Origin of the sequence: Rheinheimera hassiensis, assembly GCF_022436675.1 — a bacterium.
Lineage (GTDB): Bacteria > Pseudomonadota > Gammaproteobacteria > Enterobacterales > Alteromonadaceae > Alishewanella > Alishewanella hassiensis.
The window spans coordinates 18,611-33,100 of record NZ_JAKUJZ010000005.1 but is presented as its reverse complement, the minus strand read 5'-3'; the positions used below and the strand labels follow the sequence as shown (position 1 = coordinate 33,100).

General features: G+C 48.4%; 9 protein-coding genes. 3 read left to right on the top strand and 6 right to left on the bottom strand.

The annotated features are described in order from the left end of the window. Positions 1-2 precede the first annotated feature (2 nt). Positions 3-4,463, bottom strand: a complete 4,461-nt coding sequence (gene gltB / locus MJX74_RS11310; RefSeq protein WP_240222960.1) for a glutamate synthase large subunit — start codon at positions 4,461-4,463, stop codon at positions 3-5. Positions 4,464-5,045: 582 nt separating this feature from the next. Between gltB and MJX74_RS11305 the strand changes: the two genes are divergently transcribed. After that, positions 5,046-6,896 (top strand): cyanophycinase, encoded by a 1,851-nt coding sequence (locus MJX74_RS11305; RefSeq protein ID WP_240222959.1) that lies wholly within the window; start codon positions 5,046-5,048, stop codon positions 6,894-6,896. 24 nt (positions 6,897-6,920) lie between these two features. Then, positions 6,921-9,212, top strand: coding sequence for an ATP-binding protein (locus MJX74_RS11300; protein ID WP_240222958.1), 2,292 nt, complete (start codon positions 6,921-6,923; stop codon positions 9,210-9,212). 4 nt (positions 9,213-9,216) lie between these two features. Here MJX74_RS11300 and arcA read toward each other — a convergent pair whose 3' ends face one another. Together arcA and MJX74_RS11290 are read right to left on the bottom strand one after the other, a co-directional pair. Then, positions 9,217-9,924, bottom strand: coding sequence for a two-component system response regulator ArcA (gene arcA / locus MJX74_RS11295; protein WP_240222957.1), 708 nt, complete (start codon positions 9,922-9,924; stop codon positions 9,217-9,219). A 180-nt stretch (positions 9,925-10,104) separates the two neighbouring features. Then, complete coding sequence (locus tag MJX74_RS11290) at positions 10,105-11,742, bottom strand: ATP-binding protein (protein WP_240222956.1); 1,638 nt, start codon at positions 11,740-11,742, stop codon at positions 10,105-10,107. A 144-nt stretch (positions 11,743-11,886) separates the two neighbouring features. Between MJX74_RS11290 and MJX74_RS11285 the strand changes: the two genes are divergently transcribed. Continuing rightward, positions 11,887-12,285 carry a DUF3293 domain-containing protein gene (locus MJX74_RS11285; RefSeq protein WP_240222955.1) on the top strand — a complete coding sequence of 133 codons (399 nt, stop codon included), beginning with the start codon at positions 11,887-11,889 and terminating at the stop codon, positions 12,283-12,285. Between the two features lie 9 nt (positions 12,286-12,294). On the opposite strand, the gene MJX74_RS11280 is transcribed toward MJX74_RS11285, so the two are convergent. From MJX74_RS11280 to trmB, 3 genes are read right to left on the bottom strand one after another with little or no spacing between them, the layout of a single operon-like run. Beyond that, complete coding sequence (locus MJX74_RS11280; protein ID WP_240222954.1) at positions 12,295-12,606, bottom strand: hypothetical protein; 312 nt, start codon at positions 12,604-12,606, stop codon at positions 12,295-12,297. Positions 12,607-12,616: 10 nt separating this feature from the next. Continuing rightward, the gene (locus MJX74_RS11275; RefSeq protein WP_240222953.1) at positions 12,617-13,636 is read right to left on the bottom strand and encodes a methyltransferase; all 1,020 of its coding nucleotides are present in this window, start codon (positions 13,634-13,636) and stop codon (positions 12,617-12,619) included. Further along, complete coding sequence (gene trmB, locus MJX74_RS11270; RefSeq protein ID WP_240222952.1) at positions 13,637-14,362, bottom strand: tRNA (guanosine(46)-N7)-methyltransferase TrmB; 726 nt, start codon at positions 14,360-14,362, stop codon at positions 13,637-13,639. Positions 14,363-14,490 lie beyond the last annotated feature (128 nt).

Below are 14,490 nucleotides of genomic sequence, written 5' to 3'. Positions count from 1 at the left end.
CCCTACATCGCCTGAACCCGCAGCTCGGCTGACGAGCGTGCGCGGTGTCCCAGCAAGGTGTTTACATCGCTGGTTTTTGGTTTAACCAGCTTAAATTGACTTAAATAACGGTTAAAGTCGTTTAAGATTTTCTGTGCTTTGTCGCTGCCGGTTTCTTCTACGTGCTGGTGCAACAGGCTACGCAGGTGTTCCTGCAGTATTGGCGTGCTAACTTCCAGCGCCTCTACCAGCTCGGGGTTTAACCTAAGCTCCAAATCGTTTTGCTCATCGAGTAAATAAGCAAAGCCGCCTGTCATACCGGCACCAAAGTTCACCCCGGTGCAGCCCAATACCACTACCACACCGCCGGTCATATATTCGCAGCAGTTATCGCCGGTGCCTTCTACTACGGCTAAGGCGCCCGAATTTCGCACTGCAAAACGCTCGCCTACCTGGCCTGCCGCATACAGCCGGCCGCCGGTGGCGCCGTATAAACAAGTATTACCGGCAATGGTAAAGCCATTTTTGGCAAAGCTGGCGCCTTTGGCAGGGAAAATAGCCAACTGGCCGCCGGTCATGCCTTTACCAACGTAGTCGTTAGCGTCGCCCTGCAGTGACATATGCAGGCCACCGGCATTCCACACGCCAAAGCTTTGGCCGGCGGTGCCGTTAAAGCGGATGCGGATAGGATCGGTTGCCATACCCTGATTACCATGCTGGCGGGCGATAAAGCCCGACAACGCTGCACCAACCGAGCGGTCGGTATTGCGGATATTCAGGTTTAAGCGGCCACCGCTTTTGTTCAGTACCATTTGCTCGCAGCTTTTCAGCAGTTGCTGGTTTAGTGCGCCTTCATCAAACGGTGTATTGTTTTTTACACAAAACAGCGCCTTGTCAGATTTCACGCCGCTGGCTTGCAATATTGGCGTTAAATCCAGCTTGGCTTGTTTTTGCGTTTCGCTGTCTTTTATTGCCAGTAAATCGGTGCGGCCAATCAGTTGGGTCAGCTCGGTTACACCCAGTTGCGCCATCAGCTCGCGCACTTCAAAGGCAAGGAATTTAAAGTAATTCATTACCATTTCCGGCAAGCCGGTAAAGTGATCGCGCCGCAATGTGGCATCTTGCGTTGCCACCCCTGTGGCACAGTTATTTAAATGGCAAATACGTAAAAACTTACAACCCAACGCCACCATAGGCCCGGTACCAAAGCCAAAGCTTTCGGCGCCTAAAATAGCCGCTTTAATTACGTCAAGGCCGGTTTTTAAGCCGCCGTCTACCTGCAGCCGCACGCGATCACGCAGGCCGTTTTCGACTAAAGCCTGGTGTACTTCGGCTAAGCCAAGCTCCCACGGGCTGCCGGCGTATTTAACCGAGGTAAGCGGGCTGGCACCTGTGCCGCCGTCATAACCGGATACGGTGATAAGATCGGCATAGGCTTTGGCCACGCCGGCGGCGATAGTACCGATGCCGGGCTCCGATACCAGTTTTACCGAGATCAGCGCCTGCGGATTCACCTGCTTTAAATCAAAAATCAGCTGGGCTAAATCTTCAATCGAATAAATATCATGGTGCGGTGGCGGCGAAATTAACGTTACGCCAGGCACCGAGTAGCGCAGCCGAGCAATTTCGGCAGTCACTTTTTCACCGGGTAACTGGCCGCCTTCGCCGGGCTTAGCGCCCTGGGCTACTTTGATCTGAATAACTTCGGCATTAACCAGGTAATGCGGCGTTACGCCAAAGCGACCGGAGGCAACCTGTTTAATCTTGGAGTTTTTCTCGGTGCCAAAACGGCGTGGATCTTCACCGCCTTCACCCGAGTTAGAGCGCCCGCCAAGGCGGTTCATCGCAATCGCCAACGCTTCATGTGCTTCCGGGCTTAGAGCACCGATAGACATAGCGGCACTGTCAAAGCGCGGATAGAGGTTTTGCTCGCTTTCTACCTGCTCCAGCGCCACCGGTGTGCTGCCGGCCAGTTTAAACAGATCGCGCAAATGCGCCACCGGCCGCTGGTTCACTATGCTGCTGTACTGGCGGTAATCTTCATACTTGCCTGAGCGTACGGCTTTTTGCAGCGTTTGCACCACATCCGGGTTATAGGCGTGGTATTCGCCGTCATGCACATATTTTAATAAACCACCGTGGTTTAGCGGTTTACGTTTTAACCAGGCTATTTTGGCCAGTTGCTGTACATCTTGCTCAAAGTCGCTAAAGCCGGCACCGCCGATACGCGACGGAATATCGGCAAAACAAAGCTGCATCACGGCTTTATCAATGCCGACGGCTTCAAACAGGTTAGAACAGCGATAGCTGGCTACCGTTGAAATACCCATCTTCGACATGATTTTGTACAGGCCTTTATTAATGCCTTTACGGTAATTCAGCACTGCCTGGCGCGCAGTTAAATTAATAGCGCCTTTTTCTACCAGCTGCTCGACTGTTTCATACGCCAAAAACGGGTAAATGCCGGTGGCACCTAAACCAATTAATACCGCGAAATGGTGCGAGTCGCGCGCTGTGGCGGTTTCAACAATAATATTAGAATCGCAGCGCAGCTGAGCATTAACCAGCGCATGTTGCACAGCGCCTACCGCCATTGCAGCAGGGATCGGTAACTTACCTTGCTCGATACGCCGGTCGGTTAACATTACCAGCACGACATTGTTATCGCGCACGGCAGTAATAACGTTGGCGCACAGTTGCTCTACCGCTTGTTGCAGATTCTGCTGTGCCGGGTCGAAGTTCAGCGAGAAAATCTGATGCTTGTAGTACTTCTCATCGGCTTGTTTTAACTGCTTTAAGTCGGAGTACATCATCACCGGCGATTCAAACTGAATGCGACGGGCGTAACCGGCGGTTTCTTTAAATACGTTGTGTTCGCGGCCGATGCTGGTAGCCAGCGACATAACGTGGGATTCGCGCAGCGGATCTATCGGCGGATTCGTTACCTGAGCAAACTGCTGACGGAAGTAATCAAATAAGGTGCGTGGCTTGCGCGATAATACCGCCATCGGCGTATCATCACCCATAGAGCCAACTGCTTCCTGGCCATCTTTGGCCAGTACTGTCATTACCTGATCAATTTCTTCATAGCTGTAGTTAAACAGCTTATGGAATACCAGCATGTCATCATCGGAGAAGACGCGTTTGCCGATTAAATCGGTCTCGTATTTCTCGTACGGTACCAGCCGTTGCACGTTGGCGTTTAGCCAGTCACGGTAGGTATGACGCGCCATTAAATCGCTGTCTATTTCGTTGGAGCGCCAGATTTTGCCGGTAGTAGTGTCTACCGCCAGCATTTCACCCGGGCCCACGCGGCCTTTTTCCACCACTTCATCCGGGGTGTAATCCCAAATGCCGACTTCTGACGCCAAAGTGATCAGTTTATCGCGGGTAATAACAAAGCGGGCAGGGCGCAGGCCGTTACGGTCAAGGTTACAGGCCACATGCTGGCCGTTGGTCATGACGATGCCGGCAGGGCCATCCCACGGCTCCATATGCATGGAGTTAAACTCGTAAAACGCCTTTAAGTTGTCATCCATTACGCGGTTGCCCTGCCAGGCTGGCGGCACTAACAAACGCATAGCACGGAACAAGTCCATGCCACCGGCTAACAGCAGCTCGAGCATATTGTCCAGCGAGCTGGAGTCTGAGCCGCTTTGGCTGACAAAGGGCGCTGCATCTTGTAAATCACTTAACAGCGGCGAGGAGAATTTATACTGCCGTGCGCGGGCCCATTGGCGGTTGCCGGTAATGGTATTAATTTCACCGTTATGGGCTAAAAAGCGAAACGGCTGCGCCAGTTGCCAGCGCGGCATGGTATTGGTGGAAAAGCGCTGGTGGAACACGCAAATGGCGGTTTCCATGCGGATATCGGCTAAGTCGAGATAATAGCGCGGCAAGTCGGCCGGCATCATCAGGCCTTTAAATACGGTAACTAACGACGAGAAGCTGGGGATATAAAAATCAGCATCGTCGCTCAGTTGTTTTTCAATGCGGCGGCGCAGCATATACAGCCGGCGCTCAAGGTCATGATCGCCCCAGCCGTGCGGCGCATTAACAATAACCTGTTCTATGCCCGGCATAGAACTAAGCGCTAACGGGCCCAGCACACTGCTGTCTATCGGCACGGCACGCCAGGCGACTAAGGTTAGGGTTTCACGGGCAATTTCCTGCTCAATAATTTTTTTCGCTAAAGCGGCTTTTACCGGGTCCTGGCTGAAGAAAATCATGCCGACGCCGTATTTCTTTGCCAGATTCCAGCCATTCTCTTGCGCAATAGCGCGGAAGAAGCTGTCCGGCTTTTGCATTAATAAACCACAACCATCACCGGTTTTACCGTCGGCAGAAATACCGCCGCGGTGCTGCATACGGTCAAGGCCGTTTATTGCGGTTCTGACGATCCGGTGGCTGGCAGCGCCTTCCAGATGCGCGATCAGACCGAAGCCACAGTTTTCTCTTGCCTGACTGTGCTGGTACAACGCCATGACTAACCTCCACACTTGTCCTGATATTTAAATAAATATTTACTATTTATGAATTATTATTCTAATTTTTGGTTTTTGCTGCTGCTGAAAGAAAATAACGGTTACTCTTTCAGAGGTCAATGCGTTGTAGTGTATTTGCGCTAAAAGCGTTTAGCCATCTAAACGTGTAAAGCGGTTACAGGTATACCGTGAAATATGGCAAATTGCAAGTTAACTTTGTAGTGTGTTACTGGCAGAACAGCGCAGAAAGTGGCTTTCTAAAACTGAAAATTAATTACATGAATTGGCGATATTTTTGCCAATTATATTTACTGCGGGTAGGGGATGCTGCTGTATTAGCTATTTTTAGCGGGCAAAATTTACCTGTAAATACACCATATTTATGCGGCTTTAACTTACTTTTTTATGTGATAAAAAATGCATATAGCTGTGAATAAAAACAGCCAATGCAATTACTGCTAATTGGCAAAGAAGTCAATAAAGGATAATCTATGTTAAGCCAAATTTATGATTACTAAACCGTAGTTCTGGTTACTGCCCCGGCAGCTTAAAACTTCTGCGTTTAATATAAGAAAGAGAATAATGAAATCACTTGGTTTTTATCTATCAGCCACTTTGCTGGCTTGCTCAGTGTCGGCAGCTAATACGGGGCGTGAAACAAGCTTGCCGGAATATTCCATGCTGCTGGTTGGTGGTGGGTTACAAGCTTGCCGCTCAACGAATACTCGCTATTGTTCTGCCGCAGATACATTTTCTGCCGCGGCGAAATCAGCTGACTTATTTGCACTGTCGCCAGAAAATATAGCGAATATTGCCGATACGGAATTTTGGGGTGCCGAGCGGGTTATTGAGCAACAACGTACACTTGCCTTGCTTGAATTTGTGCGCAGCCGTCTTGACAGCGAACTTATATCTGCACAGGAACTGGCGCGTTTATGGCGCTCTGCCGAAACGGAGATGGACGGCATTTGGGTATCAGGCAGGGTAAACTACAATGAACTTACCGAGCGTGAGCTTAATTTTGTGTTTGATCAGTTACAAGCAACGGTACTGACCGCTCCGGACAAAAACAACAGACGCAGCAGCACCCGGATGAAAGAATTCGCGAGTCTGACAAAAACCAAAGATGAATTTACCTCGGAAATTTACCGCAAAATAGTTGAGTTGGCGCAACAGGTCGCAGGCAGTCAGCGTAAACCACGGCTTCTCGTTGTTACTGCGTCATCCCGGGATCCGTTTGCTGACGTAGATTTTTATACTAACTTGCTTGCAAAGGCCGGTGCGGAGGTTAGCTGGCTACCACTTAACGCCGCATACCAACGTGCGCAGCAGCTTAAAGACAGTAATAAACCTTCATGCGATGCTTTAACTGAGTATTTAGCTACTGAACATGGCACTTATCAGCGCGGCCGTGTATACCCGGATTTAATGCTGCAGTTGCAGCGCTTTTGTCAAAGCGGCACTGCGGCCGCCGTTGAGCAGATCCGTAAAGCGGATGCTATTTTCTTTGATGGTGATGATCAAAGCCTGACATTAAAGGCGTTTCGACTGGAAGATGGCTCAGCATCTGAAGAATTGAAGCAAATTGAGCGTATGTTATCGGCAGGCCAGATAATTGTTGCGGGTACCGGTGCTGGTGCCGCCGCGATGGCCGGAGGCAGCTTTCAGGGCAAACGCATTCCGATGATCTCCAGCGGCGACAGTTACAGTGCTATGCAGTTTGGTGCCTTTGATTTGCCAGCACCACAGCCTGGCTGCGACAAAGATCAAAGCTGTAGTAATGGCCTGGCAGAAAATCATCTTACTTTTACTTCAACTGGCGGCCTTGGTTTGTTTTCATGGGGGGTACTGGATACGCATCTTTCTGAACGGGGCCGGCAGGGGCGTTTAATTCGTTTACTGAACGATACCCAAACCCGCTTTGGTTTTGGTATTGATGAAGCAACCGCATTGTTGGTGGGTTTTGCTAATACCGAGAATACGCCACAAGTAAAAATGGCAGTACTGGGAGCAGCAGGAGTTTATATTGTGGATACTCAAGCCTTGCAAAATACCGGCGAAGGCAAAGCAACGGTGATAAAACAAGTTAACACACATTATCTGACCCGCGGCGATGCTTTGGAGATAAAAGACGGCGTTATGCGCACCCGGTTTGCCGCCTGGAAGTTTGCGCCAAATAATATGCAGGCGCCAATGCTGACCTCTGGCGAGTTGTTTGAACGTGACAACTATAAGCAGTTAGCACATCTGCTTTGTTTAACTCAAAGCCGCCAGGCAGATGGTAAAGCGATAAAGGTTGGCCAGGGGCAGCAAATAAGTCTGTATAAAGATCATTCGTCGTATGCCCGCCAGGGTGTTTACCAGTTACAGGATAAAGAGGTGCAGTACTGTTCGTATCGCAATTTCAGGGTTGATGTTCAACCTGTGCAGTAACACATCATATGAGGTAACAGCCTGATGCAAGGTCCGGTTCATCCACACGTCAGGATATTTGCTGCCTGGATCCGTAAATGGGGTAAGTTTCAGCTGGCTTTGTTTTGCCAGCTGTTACTGCTTGTCTTTGCTGTGTTATTCAGCATTGGCCTTGAGCTGGTATTGCATAATCAAATAGATTTTACCCTGCTAAATGGCGCACTGTTATTTACCCTAGCGCTGGGGCCGGTGTTTATCAGCTCTGTTTTTTATCTGGTACTGCATTTGGATGCGGCTTTGTCGTATCTGATTGATTCTGCTCATCAGGAGCGTTTACTCAATGAAGGTATGCAAGACAATATCCGCCAACTGAATTTTGAGATTGAAGAGCGTAAAAAAGCCTTTCAGGCCAAGCGCCGGGCAATAGATGAACTGCGAAAAGAAATTGCCGAACGCAAAAAGGCGCAGATTGAACTGGAAGAGCAAAGCCTGCTGATCCGCTCTATCGTTGATAGCTCGCCCGATTTATTTTACTACCGCGACGAAACCGGCCGTTTTGCCAGCTGTAATAAAATGTTTGAAGCTATTATGGGCAAGTCTGCCCGGGAGTTGATAGGGCATTACCCGGCAGAAATTTACACTGATGACAGCGCTCAGGCCGCTATTCTCACCGAGCATGAAACTAATATACAGCAGCCTTCCGAGCTGACATTAGACGTAGAATTTGTCAAAGACGACGGCCAGGTGCTGTGGTTTGAAATGCGTAAAGTGCCATTTTATGACCGCTATGGCCGTTATATCGGTTTGCTGGGGTTTGGCCGGGACATTACTTCGCGCAAACTGGCCGAGCAGGCGCTGGAAAAAGCTTATCTGGATAAGGGTAAGTTTATTGCTACGTTAAGCCATGAACTCAGAACACCGCTAAACGGCATTGTGGGTTTAAGCCGGCGTTTGCTGGAGAGTAAACTCAGCAAGCAGCAACATGGTTGGGCCAATACCATTTTCAGCAGCGCTGAAACACTGGGTAATATTTTTAACGATATTATCGATCTGGACAAAATTGACCGGCAGGATCTCGACATTGTTTACCATAGCGTATCGTTACGTCAGTTTATTAACGACATCGCCAATTTTGCCGAGTTGCTGTGTCAGCAAAAAGGCCTGCAATTCGAGTTAAGCTGTGAAGGTGAGCTGGATGTATATTTACGGCTCGATCCAACCCGGCTGCGCCAGGTACTGTGGAATTTGCTTAATAATGCGGTGAAATTTACCGCTTCTGGCTCTGTCAGCCTTTACTGCAAGCTTGATGCAGTGGATAACCAGCTGTATTTTACTATCGAAGATACCGGTATTGGCATCGCTGCTCAGGAGCAGGACCGCATCTTTGATATGTACTACAAATCTAATGATGGCCGGCGCTTAAGTATTATCGGCTCTGGTATAGGCTTATCCGTTTCGCGGGCGCTGGTTGAAGCCATGCAGGGCAATATCAGTGTTAGCAGTGAAGTGGGTAAGGGCAGTAGCTTTGCGGTGTTATTGCCAACAGAATTACTGCAGCAGGAACAGCAGCAGGCAATAAGCTGCCCTGAGCTGACGATACTGTTAATTGAAGATGTACCACTTAATGCCGAAATTGCCATAGGGCTGCTGGAACAACGTGGCCATAGTGTTATTCATGCTGAAACAGGTGAAGATGCCATCGCCTTACTTGAAACCGAAGATGATATTGATCTGGTGTTGCTGGATATGCAATTGCCCGATATGGGCGGTGAGCAAATAGCCCGCTATATTCGCGATGAAGAACATTTATCAGCATTGCCAATAGTGGTGTTAAGTGCCAATGTGCGTAAAGCCGAACAGCAACTGGACGGTGTGCACGTTGACGGTGCCCTGGCTAAACCTATCAACACCACTAAGCTGGATTTAATGCTGGCGCGTTTATTTTCGCCCAGCGCCGTGCGGTTGCAACAGGTAAAACCGGCCACTGTGAGTAATGAACAGCAGATTCTGGATGTCGCCACCCTGAATGATTATATTCAATCGTTGGGTAAAGACGCCATGAAGCGCAGTGCCCAGCTGTTTGCCCAGCTATTACCCGGCTATATGAATAAACTGATGGAAACCGCGGTGCAACGGCAAGAGAAAGATTTTCAGGAAGCTGCACATAAGTTAAAAGGCGCCGCCGCATCTGTTGGTTTGTTATGGGTGCAACAGCAAGCTAAACGGATGGAGCAGGAACAAATAAACTGGCAGGGGTTAGAGCGGCAGTTGGTTGATTTTCATCTAAAAACAGAGCAGCACCTGGCTGCTCTGTCTGAGTACATTGAAAACGCTTAACGGCTTACTTTTCCAGCTTGCCAACGAAGCGGTAGCCTTCACCATGGATGGTGCTGATTAACTCTGGGCTTTCAACATCAGATTCAAAATGCTTACGAATACGGCGGATTGTTACATCTACAGTACGGTCGTTCGGGCGTAAATCACGGCCAGTCATATGGCGGATTAACTGCTCGCGGGTGAAGATTTTACCCGGAGTATCCAGCATTAAACGTAAGGCACGGTATTCACCTTTGGGTAAACGGCGGGCAACGCCTTTTGGTGAAGTCAGGTTGCGGCTGTTTTCATCCAGCGTCCAGCCATTAAATTTAACGATGCTTTTATGCTCTTCAACCACCGGCTGAGCCACAGTGCGGCTTAACAGGTTACGGGCACGGATCGTCAGCTCACGCGGGTTAAACGGTTTGGTCAGGTAATCATCTGCACCAATTTCCAGGCCCAGAATACGGTCAACTTCGCTGTCACGGCCAGTCAGGAAAATTAAACCGATATTTTCGCGCTGACGCAGCTCGCGGGCCAGGATCAGACCATTTTTACCTGGCAGGTTAATATCCATGACGACCAGATTTACCTGATTTTCAGTAAGCTTCTGGTTCATCTCCTCGCCGTTTACAGCCTCGATAACATCATAGCCCTCTCCCTGAAACAGGCTAACCAGATTTAAACGGGTTACTTCTTCGTCTTCAACTATGAGAATCACAGGTGTTTGCATTGGAGTTAAACCTTATGTGAATTTTGTGAAATTTATAATGCTTAAGCGTTTTATAGATGACGTCGATTTGTCAAATAATACGCAATTATAACCATCTGTCCAATTGTTAACAAGTTCTTTTGTTAACAATTAGTCGCAGCTAATGTTCCATTCGACCAAAGTAGCATCGGTTATTGCAGTTTATTTCGCCACTGAGCGGGTGTTTTTTACGATAACAGGGAAGTCTATCTGGATTTGAATACCGGCACCCAGGGTGCTTTCCAGCTGAATTTTGCCGTTAAGGGCCTGAGTAACCAGGTTATAAACCAAATGTAGACCAAGGCCACTACCACCTTCACCACGTTTAGTGGTGACAAAGGGATCGAAAATGCGCTTTTTAATCGATTCCGGTACACCGGCACCATTGTCGCTATATTCCAAAAAGCAGCGGTTATCTTTAGTTTTAACGCTAATATGCATTTCGCCTTGCTCTATGTGCTCGAAAGCGTGGATCAGGCTGTTCATGATCAGATTGATCAAAATTTGATTAATCGGGCCGGGTTTGCTGTCCAGTTCCAGTTCTGCCGGGCAATCTACTATCATCTGATGCTGGGTTTTTTTCAGGTTTGGCCGCAGTGACAGCAATACTTCATTAATAAGTTGCAGCATATTGAACTGGCGGCGGTTCTCGTTGGACTGATCGACCGCAACCCGTTTAAAGCTGGAAATCAGGCTGGCAGCTCGCTCCATATTGCGGTAAATAATGCCGAGGTTCTCTTTGCTTTCTGATAAAAATTTTGCCAGTTGCGATGACGTGAGCTTTTTTTCTTCAAAGGCTTTTTGGATATCGGTCAGCTTGTCCTGCATCAGGGTTGATGCTGTCACGCCCAGGCCAATAGGTGTGTTTACTTCATGGGCCACGCCCGCCACCATCTGGCCGAGACTGGCCATTTTTTCGGTTTCAACAATCTGGTTTTGATACTGGTGCAGTGTTGCCAGTGTATTTAGCAGTTCCTGGTTTGACGTTTTTAATGCTTCAGTGCGCTGGCCTATTTTTTGCTCAAGGCTAAGAGTTAGCTGGCGGTTTTCTTGCTCGGCCTGCTGTAACTTACTAATTTGTTGTTCAATTCTGTCCAGCATGGTGTTAAAGGCGCGGCTGAGCATATTGTATTCTTTGATAGGGGCTACAGGTGCACGAATTTGATAGTTTTTCTCTTTGGCTACCTTTTGCACCACGCTAAGTAAGGTTTCTATCGGGGCGGTAAAACGGCGCTGCAAACGCGAGCTGATAAAAAAGGCACTGATTAGCGCAACCAGGGCGATTAGAATATCAAGCAGGATCCGCGTTTGAATGTAAGAGCTGAGTTCTTCCTGGCTGGCCCGAACATAAACATAGCCCAGCAGGTTGCCGTCGTAACTAATCGGTTTGGTTAACTCTATATAATTACTGCTGATAACCGGTTTAACGAATTGTTGTATGCGGTCAAATTGCACCGGGTAAGGGCCGATATCGCGCCGGTTGTAGCTGGCAAAAAAACTCAGCGCATCGCTGTCGGGTTGCTTTTTATAAATATGCACATTGTGCAAAATATTAACCGCGGCAAATGAGCTTAAGCGGTTTTCCTCTATGTCAGCGTTGTCCTGTAAAATGCTGCTGCTGGCGTTAAATGCAATAATGCTGATATAACCTTCGAGCTGCGATACCAGCTTTTTACGCTGTAATTTAACATCCTGTGTGGCAGAGACAATCATGGCCAGACACAGCGTAAGACTGCAAATCAGCATAATTACCCAAATCAATGCATTTTTAATTGAAGTGGTTTTATCTATTGCAATCATTCAGTTATCTCGACCAATTTATCGTTCGCTTGCAGAGCAATGTCTGCATTGATGTTATGCACATTAACGGAATTTAGCAAACCGCGCTGGTAAATTTAGTAAAGCAGTTTATAGTAGAAGCACTTGTTACTTTTAGGTCTGGTTATGAGCCTGTGGGAAAGTTATAAAACGAGTATTTTTCTGTGTCATCAGGCACTGAAGTGTGATGCTGATTTCGCTATTATCAGCGCCCAAAACCCCGCCGGGAACACTGAACATCCTTATCTTAATTTACGCCGCGACAAAGAGTTACAAGCTTATTTAAATTTGCAGCGTTTACCCTCGCGCTCTGTTATTGGCAGTGCACCTGACTTAAGTTTTCAGGAAAAAAGCTGGATAGTGTTATGTGATAAAAGCATTGCATTGCAGTTGGCGCAAAAATTTCAGCAAAATGCGATTTACTGGGTACAGCAGGGCGAATTATTTCTGGTGCCGGTGTTAATGCCACAGCACGAAGAAAGCCTGGGGGCTTTTAGTGAGCGTTTAGTGCTACTACCTGATTAGCCTGTCTGCTTAATTAACGCGGCGCTGTAATATATCCAGCACTGCTTGCAGTTTTTCGCCGTGTATTACTTCCATCTGGCGCCGGCTCATATTCTGTTGCACTTTTTCAGCTTCATCTGCGGGCTGTTGTAACAGATGTGCGAAATCAGTAGCGCAGATACAGACAACGCCAGGTGTGCTCATCTGCGGCAACTGTGCAACGCGGTACAATAGATTAGGGCAGGCTTTTACCCGGTTAGGGTTTTGGATGCAGGGCAAACTGTCTGCTGCTATCACCGGTGTTAACCAGAACAGTATTAACACAGCAGCCAGTTTGTGCATGGTAATTCCTTTAACTTTGATTAGTAGCCCGGTACACCGCAAAGCCGTTTGCTTTGGCTTTTAGCGTAACCTTTTTAAATGCCTGTTGCAGTAACTCCATATACGCCAGATGGCTGTTCGCCACTATTGTCAGGCTGCCATTGGCGCTAAGCCTGGCTGAGCTCTGGCGAATAAAGGTATCCACAATACTGTAGTCGGTTTTAATACCCGTGTGAAATGGCGGGTTACTGACAATACAGTCAAACTGCTTGGGTATTTCCGGCAAACCGTCGGCGGCTATTACTGTACCGCTGAGCTTGTTTGCTGTCAGTGTCAGCTCTGTAGCCTTTACTGCTAAACTACTGATGTCGGAGCTAAACAACTCAATTGCCGGATGCTTGCGCTTTAACATCGCACCAATTACGCCACAACCACAGGCAAAATCCAGCACCTTGCCCTGGCTTACATCTGGCAGGTTATCCAGTAACAATGCGGTGCCGATATCCAGCTTACCGTGGTTAAATACGCCGGGTAGCGAATGCAGTGTAAGGGTTTCACCCGCTGCGTTAATGGTAAAACTACTGTCTGATACGTTGGCTAAGCGGCTAAAATCACCAAATAATGAAAACCATAAACAGTGTTTGGCATTGTCCAGCTTATTGGCACCGAGCCCCAGCTTTTGGGCATGACTGGCCAGGCTTTTAATGCCACCTTTATTGTCGCCGCACACAAAGACTTCGGTGTTAGTGCTGATAACGCTTTTCAGCTGGCCCAGCGTAAAGGCAAGCTGTTCTTTACTTTTTGGGTAAAACAGCACCACGGTGTCAAAAGTGCCGGTAAATTGCGGGCTGACATCGGTATACAGCGTTACATTGTCATGATTCCAGCAGGCTGCTGCTGCAGCATCGGTACTGTAGCAGCTTAGTTCCAGCTCTGGCGACAGGTGGTGTAGCTCGGTTGCCAGGCTGTCAGCCATTGGCTCTACCACTAATACCTTGCCATTAAGATCATTGATGTTACGTAAAACCAGTTGACTGGCTGTTGCTAGCATTTAGCTTTCCTTTTTAAACATCAGATCCCAAACACCATGGCCTAACCGCTGGCCGCGTTGTTCGAATTTGGTCAGCGGCCGGTGTTCTGGCCGCTCAACGTAGGTATTGTCGGCAGATAAATTAGTAAAGCCTTCTGCTGCCAGCATAACTTCGAGCATATGTTCAGCATAGTTTTCCCAGTCGGTAGCCATATGAAACACGCCGTCTGGTTTTAACTTACGTCGTAACAGTTGCACAAAATCGCTTTGCACAATACGGCGTTTATGGTGGCGCTTTTTATGCCAGGGATCAGGGAAAAACAGCTGCACGGTATCCAGGCTGTTATCAGCAATGCTGTGTTCCAGCACTTCTACAGCATCGTGTTCAAACACTTTCAGGTTATTAACCTGCTGCGCCACGGCTTCAGATAAACAGGCGCCAACGCCGGGGCGGTGCACTTCAATGCCGATAAAATCTTTTTCCGGTGCTTCTTTTGCCATCTGCACCAGCGATTTGCCCATACCAAAGCCTATTTCCAGCACTTTGGCATTATCTCGGCCAAATACCTCTGTCAATTGCAGCGGTTGGCTCTGATAGGTTAAACCGTAATCGGCCCAGTAGGTGTCCAGCGCATGTTGCTGGCCCTTGGTCAGCCGGCCTTCACGCAGCACAAAGGAGCGTATTCTGCGCATATAGGTGGTGTTTTCAGCCTGTTCGTCTTGCTGCTGGCCGGTACTGTCTGTCATCTGTTGCTCCGCATAATCGTTAACGGCGCGTATTATCCTTATATTAGCGGCTTTGCTCAACCGCGATTATGGTTGGCAAGGTAAACAGAGCTGCTTATACTGCGCGCAATCTTCAAAGCAGGGGCTGT